General features: G+C 71.7%; 4 protein-coding genes. 2 read left to right on the forward strand and 2 right to left on the reverse strand.

Annotation, left to right across the window (positions count from 1 at the left end):
• Positions 1 to 125 precede the first annotated feature (125 nt).
• Complete coding sequence (locus QCD68_RS16595) at positions 126 to 1,277, reverse strand: alkaline phosphatase family protein (protein WP_301223817.1); 1,152 nt, start codon at positions 1,275 to 1,277, stop codon at positions 126 to 128.
• A 43-nt stretch (positions 1,278 to 1,320) separates the two neighbouring features.
• Here QCD68_RS16595 and QCD68_RS16600 point away from each other — a divergent pair, with 43 nt between their 5' ends.
• Positions 1,321 to 3,807, forward strand: a complete 2,487-nt coding sequence (locus QCD68_RS16600; RefSeq protein ID WP_301223818.1) for a DNA gyrase/topoisomerase IV subunit A — start codon at positions 1,321 to 1,323, stop codon at positions 3,805 to 3,807.
• 39 nt (positions 3,808 to 3,846) lie between these two features.
• Here the strand turns inward: QCD68_RS16600 and QCD68_RS16605 are convergent, their stop codons facing one another.
• On the reverse strand, positions 3,847 to 6,024 hold the full coding sequence (locus QCD68_RS16605) for a DNA gyrase/topoisomerase IV subunit B (RefSeq protein WP_301223819.1): 2,178 nt from the start codon (positions 6,022 to 6,024) through the stop codon (positions 3,847 to 3,849).
• Between the two features lie 179 nt (positions 6,025 to 6,203).
• On the opposite strand from QCD68_RS16605, the gene QCD68_RS16610 reads away from it, so the two are divergent.
• Positions 6,204 to 6,431 (forward strand): DUF7455 domain-containing protein, encoded by a 228-nt coding sequence (locus QCD68_RS16610; RefSeq protein WP_111073283.1) that lies wholly within the window; start codon positions 6,204 to 6,206, stop codon positions 6,429 to 6,431.
• Positions 6,432 to 6,600 lie beyond the last annotated feature (169 nt).

Here is a 6,600-nt window from a genome sequence, read left to right on the forward strand (position 1 = left end):
CCTGTGCGGCGCCCGGTCCATTTGTGAAAACCCCCCCCCCCCCCGCCGGGGGGCCGGGCCTCCTGTCCGTCTCGGGCCGGGTCCCGGGCCCGATGCCGTCGGGGCCGGCGCAGGACCGGCGGGCTCTACTGGGCGAACGCGCCCGCGAGGCGCAAGGGCACGAGCAGTTCGTCGTCGCTCATCGCCCCGTGCTGGCCGATCATCCGGCCGGGTTCGGTGCCGTCGCGGACCTCGCGGTCGTCGTTGAACGCCCACGACCCCTTCGCGACGAGCAGCACGTCGCCGATGCGCGGCAGGACGGCGTCGTCGACCGGGCCGAACCACCCGGCGGCCACGGCCTCGTCACGGCTGGCCACCACCGCACGCTTGCCCAGGGACGCCCGGAACGCGTCCACCAGGGCCGGCACGTCCGTCCCCGGAGCGACCGTCAGCTGCCGGCAGCGCGGGTCCCCGGCGACACCGACGACGTCCACCAGCAGTTCGGGGTCCAGCGCGACGTTGCTGTGCGGCGGCACGTCGAGCACGCCGTGGTCCGCCGTGACGAGCACCCCGACGTCCGGGTCCACCCGGGCGTCCAGACGGGACAGCTCGGCGTCGACGAGCTCGAGTGCCGCGGTCCAGCGGTCGGACTGCCAGCCGTGCTTGTGCCCGATCGAGTCGAGTTCGGGGATGTAGAGGTAGACGAGCTGCCGTCCGCTGCCGGTGGCGTCGAGCGCGGCGTCGATCCGGGCCGGGATCGTGTCGGCTGCGACGAAGCGCGCGCCGCCGAGGACGTTCGCCGTCATGCCGGAGGACCGGTAGCGGGTGGGCGCCACGACGACCGGGTCCACGCCGAGCCCGGACGCCGCGGTGAACACCGTCTCGGAGCGCAGCCACCCGGCGGGCACCTCGGTGTCCCACCCGCTGAGCAGGTTCATCACGCGGGACTCCTCCGGGTTCCAGCCGCTGTAGCCGACGACGCCGTGCTCGCCGGGCTGCCGGCCGGTCGTCAGCGTGGTCAGTGCCGCCGCGGTCGTGGTCGGGAAGCCGCTGCGCAGGCGCTTCTTCGTCGTGGTCAGGAACCGGGCGTGGCCGGCGCGTGCCGCGAGGGCGTTCGCACCGAGGCCGTCGACCAGGACGACGATCGCGGAACGGGCGGGGCGGAGGGCGATCCGGGCCTCCCGGCCGGTGTCCCGCAACCAGGCGTCGTCGGCGGCGCCCAGCGCGACCAGGCAACTCGGCAGCACGTCGGCGAGGTTCACGGCGGCGTCGGGGGCCGTCGGTACGCTTGTTCCCACCCCCAGAGTCTTCCAGATCGAGCTGGGTCGGCAGAGAGGTGTCATGGCACGCACGGACGTCGTCGGGCTGCCCGACGGTGAGCGCATCGAGGACGTCGACGTCTCGGAGGAGATGCAGGGGTCGTTCCTGGAGTACGCGTACTCGGTCATCTACTCCCGCGCCCTGCCCGACGCCCGCGACGGCCTGAAGCCGGTGCAGCGCCGCATCCTGTACCAGATGGCGGAGATGGGCCTGCGGCCGGACCGCGGTCACGTGAAGAGCGCCCGCGTCACCGGCGAGGTGATGGGCAAGCTGCACCCGCACGGTGACGGCGCCATCTACGACGCACTCGTCCGACTCGCGCAGCCGTTCACCATGCGCGTGCCGCTCGTCGACGGCCACGGCAACTTCGGCTCGCTCGACGACGGCCCCGCCGCCGCCCGGTACACGGAGGCCCGCCTGGCTGAACCGTCGATGGCGATGACCGAGGGCCTGGGCGAGGACGTCGTCGACTTCGTCCCGAACTACGACAACCAGATCATGCAGCCGAGCGTGCTGCCGGCGGCGTTCCCGAACCTGCTCGTCAACGGCGCGTCGGGCATCGCGGTCGGCATGGCCACGAACATGGCGCCGCACAACCTGGGCGAGGTCGTCGAGGCCGCGAAGCACCTGCTCATGCACCCGCACGCGACCCTCGACGAGCTGATGGAGTTCGTCCCCGGGCCGGACCTGCCCTCCGGCGGCACGATCGTCGGGCTCTCCGGGGTCCGTGACGCCTACGCCACCGGCCGCGGCACGTTCCGTACCCGGGCGAAGGTCTCGGTCGAGAACCTCACCCCCCGGAAGACCGGGCTCGTCGTCACCGAGCTGCCGTACCTCGTCGGCCCCGAGCGGGTCATCGAGAAGATCAAGGACGGGGTGCAGTCGAAGAAGCTCGTCGGCATCTCGGACGTCAACGACCTGACGGACCGCAACCACGGCCTCCGGCTGGTCATCGGCATCAAGTCCGGCTTCAACCCGACGGCCGTGCTCGAGCAGCTGTACAAGCACACGCCGCTCGAGGAGAACTTCGGCATCAACAACGTCGCCCTCGTCGAAGGCTCGCCGCGCACCCTCGGGCTCCGCGACCTGCTCGACGTCTACGTGAAGCACCGCCTGTCGGTCGTCACGCGGCGCTCCCAGTACCGGCTCGCTCGACGCCGTGAGCGCCTGCACCTGGTCGAGGGGCTGCTCATCGCGATCCTCGACATCGACGAGGTCATCCAGGTCATCCGCACCTCGGACGACTCCGAGGCCGCACGGAGCCGACTGCGGGACGTCTTCGACCTGTCCGAGGTGCAGGCCGAGTACATCCTCGAACTCCGCCTGCGCCGCCTGACGAAGTTCTCGCGCATGGAGCTCGAGGGCGAACGCGACCAGCTGCTCGCCGACATCGCCGCGCTCGAGGAACTGCTGGCGTCGGACGACCGGCTCCGAGCCCAGGTCGCGACCGAACTCACCGAGGTGTCCGACAAGTTCGCCACGCCCCGCCGCACGCTCCTGACCGAGGCCGACGCCCCGGTGCGTGGTGGTCGGAAGGCCACGGTCGACCCGGAGTCGCTGCAGGTCGCCGACGCCCCCTGCCGCGTGCTGCTCTCGACCACCGGACGTCTGGTCCGCGTCGACATCCCGGCGGCCGAGTCCGGCATCGTCCACGTGCCGAAGCGCTCGAAGCACGACGCCGTCCGCTCCACCGTCGTCAGCACCGTCCGCGGGCAGGTCGGTGCGCTGACCTCGACCGGGCGTGTCGTGCGGTTCTCCCCCGTCGACGTCCCCGCCGTGCCGCCCGCGTCGGTGCGACTCGACGCCGGAGTCCGGGTGACCGAGTACCTGGGTGTGCCGAAGAGCGAGACCGTGGTCGCCCTCGTGTCCCTCGACGCGGCCGTCGCGGACTCCGTCGCCATCGGCACCGCCCAGGGTGTCGTCAAGCGCGTCGTCCCGGCTGCCTGGCCCGACAAGCCGGACTTCCCCGCCATCGGCCTGAAGCCCGGCGACCACGTCGTCGGCGCTGCCCAGGCACCGGAGTCCGACGACCTGGTGTTCGTCACCTCGAACGCCCAGCTGCTCCGCTTCCCGGCCGGCGCGGTCCGTCCGCAGGGGCTCCCCGCCGGCGGTGTCGCGGGCTTGTCGCTCGCCGGTGGCGCCAGCGTGATCTGGTTCGGCTCCGTCGCCGTCACCGAGGACACCGTCGTCGCCACCGTCTCGACCACGTCGAGCGCCCTGCCGGGCACCGACGCCGGTCGTGCGAAGGTGTCGGCGCTGACCGAGTTCCCGGCGAAGGGTCGCGGCACCCAGGGAGTCCGGGCGCACGCGTTCCTCAAGGGCGAGGACGGGCTCACGGTCGCGTGGGCCGGAGTCGCGCCGCCGCACGCGGTCGGGTCGGACGGCGCGGCACGGACGCTGCCGGACTGGCTGTCCAAGCGCGACGGGTCGGGCAGTCCGCTCGACGCCGAGGTCGTCACCATCGGTGGCAGTGCCGCCGCGGTGGACGGGACGCGCGGCGAGGCCTGACGCGGGCGTTCCGTCGTCGGGCGCTACGTCGGCGACCGGTCAGGCGTCGATGCGCTCGCGGTCCAGGCCCTCGCCCGCCAGGATGAACTCCTTGCGCGGCGCGACGTCGTTGCCCATGAGCAGCTCGAACACCTTCGCCGCCGACTCGGCGTGCGACACGTTCACCCGGCGCAACGTGCGGTGCGCGCGGTCCATCGTCGTCTCGGCGAGCTGGTCGGCGTCCATCTCCCCCAGGCCCTTGTAGCGCTGGATCGGCTCGAGGTACTTCTTGTTCGACCGCTCGAGCTTCTTCAACAGGGTCGTCAGCTCCTGCTCGGAGTACGTGTACAGCGTGTCGTTCGGCTTGCCGCGGTTCACGACCACGACCCGGTGCAGCGGCGGCACCGCGGCGAACACCCGGCCCTGCTCGATCATCGGGCGCATGTAGCGGAAGAACAGCGTCAGCAGCAGCGTGCGGATGTGGGCGCCGTCGACGTCGGCGTCGGACATGATGATGACCTTGCCGTACCGGGCCTGGTCGAGCTCGAACGTCCGGCCGGAGCCGGCGCCGATCACCTGGATGATCGAGGCGCACTCGACGTTCGAGAGCATGTCCGACACGGACGCCTTCTGCACGTTGAGGATCTTGCCGCGGATCGGCAGCAGCGCCTGGTACTCGCTGTTCCGCGCGAGCTTCGCGGTGCCCAGGGCCGAGTCGCCCTCGACGATGAACAGCTCGGTGCCCTCGACGTCGTTCGACCGGCAGTCGGCGAGCTTGGTCGGCAGCGAGGAGTTCTCGAGCGCGTTCTTGCGGCGCTGCGTCTCCTTGTGCGCGCGGGCCGAGATGCGGGTCTTCATCTCGGCGACGACCTTCTCGAGCAACCCCGCGGCCTGCGCCTTCTCGGTGCGCTGGGTCGACGTCAGGATCTCGGTCATCCGCTTCGACACGACCGAGTCGACGATGCGGCGGACGGCCGGCGTGCCGAGGATCTCCTTCGTCTGCCCCTCGAACTGCGGCTCCGGCAGTCGGACGGTGAGCACGGCGGTGAGGCCGGCGAGCACGTCGTCCTTCTCGAGCTTGTCCTGGCCGACCTTGAGCTTGCGGGCGTTCGCCTCGACCTGGGTGCGCACGGCCTTGACCAGTCCGGCTTCGAAGCCCGCCTGGTGCGTGCCGCCCTTCGGCGTGGCGATGATGTTGACGAAGCTGCGGAACACCGTCTCGTAGCCGTCGCCCCAGCGCAGGGCCACGTCGACCTCGCAGGTGCGTTCGACCTCGGTCGAGACCATGTGGCCCTTGTCGTCGAGCATCGGCACGGTCTCCTTGAACGTGCCCGAGCCCTGGATGCGCCAGACGTCGGTCTTCGCGCCGTCGACGGCCAGGTGCTCGACGAACTCGCCGATGCCGCCCTCGTAGCGGAACCGCTCGATGACCGGGCCCTGCTCGACGAGCGCGCTCGTCTCAGCGACGGCGTCGGCGTCGGTCGTGGACAGCGCCGGCGCGGGCGCCGCCAACGCGGCTCGCTCCGCCGCGGCCCGGATCGACGCGGGACGGGCGTCGGTGATCGTGAGCCCCAGGCCGGGGACCAGGAACGCCGTCTGACGCGCCCGGTTCACCAGGTCGCCGGTGCTGAACGCGGCGTCCTTCGTGAAGATCTGGCGGTCTGCCCAGTACCGCACCCGGGTGCCGGTGACGCCCTTCTTCACCTTGCGGATGACGCGCAGTTCGCTGCCGGACGTGAACGGCGCGAACGGGGCGTCCGGTCCGATGCCCTGCGCATCGTCGAAGATGCCGGGCTCCCCGCGGTGGAACGACATGGCGTAGGTCTTGCCGCCACGGTCGACCTCGACGTCCAGGCGCTCCGACAGCGCGTTCACGACCGAGGCACCGACGCCGTGCAGTCCGCCCGAGGCCGCGTACGACCCCGAGCCGAACTTGCCGCCGGCGTGCAGCTTGGTGAACACGACCTCCACCCCGGTCAGACCGGTCTTCGGTTCGACGTCGACCGGGATCCCGCGGGCGACGTCGGAGACCTCGACCGATCCGTCCGCGTGCAGGATCACGCCGATCTCGTCCCCGTGACCGGCGAGGGCTTCGTCGACCGAGTTGTCGATGACCTCCCACAGGCAGTGCATGAGGCCGCGGGAGTCCGTCGAGCCGATGTACATGCCGGGACGCTTCCGGACCGCCTCGAGTCCTTCGAGGACGGAGAGATGCCGTGCGGAGTAGTCGGAGCTCACCTGACGAGCGTAGCGATCGAGACCGACACTGCCGGGGCGCACGGCCGGTGTGCCTCGGCGTGGGGACAACCCTTGCGCGCAGAGCGAACGAGGGGCCTCAGGATGCCGGGCATCCAGCCAGGACGTGTTGGAATGGGTGCATTCACCGCACCGTACTGCGATCCGTGAGGAGCACAGCAATGACCCAGACCGTGCAGGACCTCCCCGTCGACGAACTCAACGACAACCACCAGCTCACCGCGGCCGACCGCTGCGACAGCTGCGGTGCGCAGGCCTACATCCGCGCCACCATGGCCAGTGGTGAACTCCTGTTCTGCGCCCACCACGGCGCCGAGTTCAAGGACAAGCTCGCTGCGACCGCGCTCGAGTGGCACGACGAGTCGTCCCGGCTCCGCGAGTCCAAGTAGGCGACACACCCGCAACGCACTGGAGGCCCCGGGGGGGGGGGGGGGGGGGCGGCCGCCGGGCCGCCGGGCGGGGGGGGGGGGGGGGGGGGGGGCGGGGGGGGGGGGGGGGGGGGGGGGGCGGGCGGGGGGGGGGGCGCGGGGGGGGGGGCGGGGGCGGGGGGGGGGGGGG

The organism is Curtobacterium sp. PsM8 (assembly GCF_030433875.1).
Lineage (GTDB): Bacteria > Actinomycetota > Actinomycetes > Actinomycetales > Microbacteriaceae > Curtobacterium.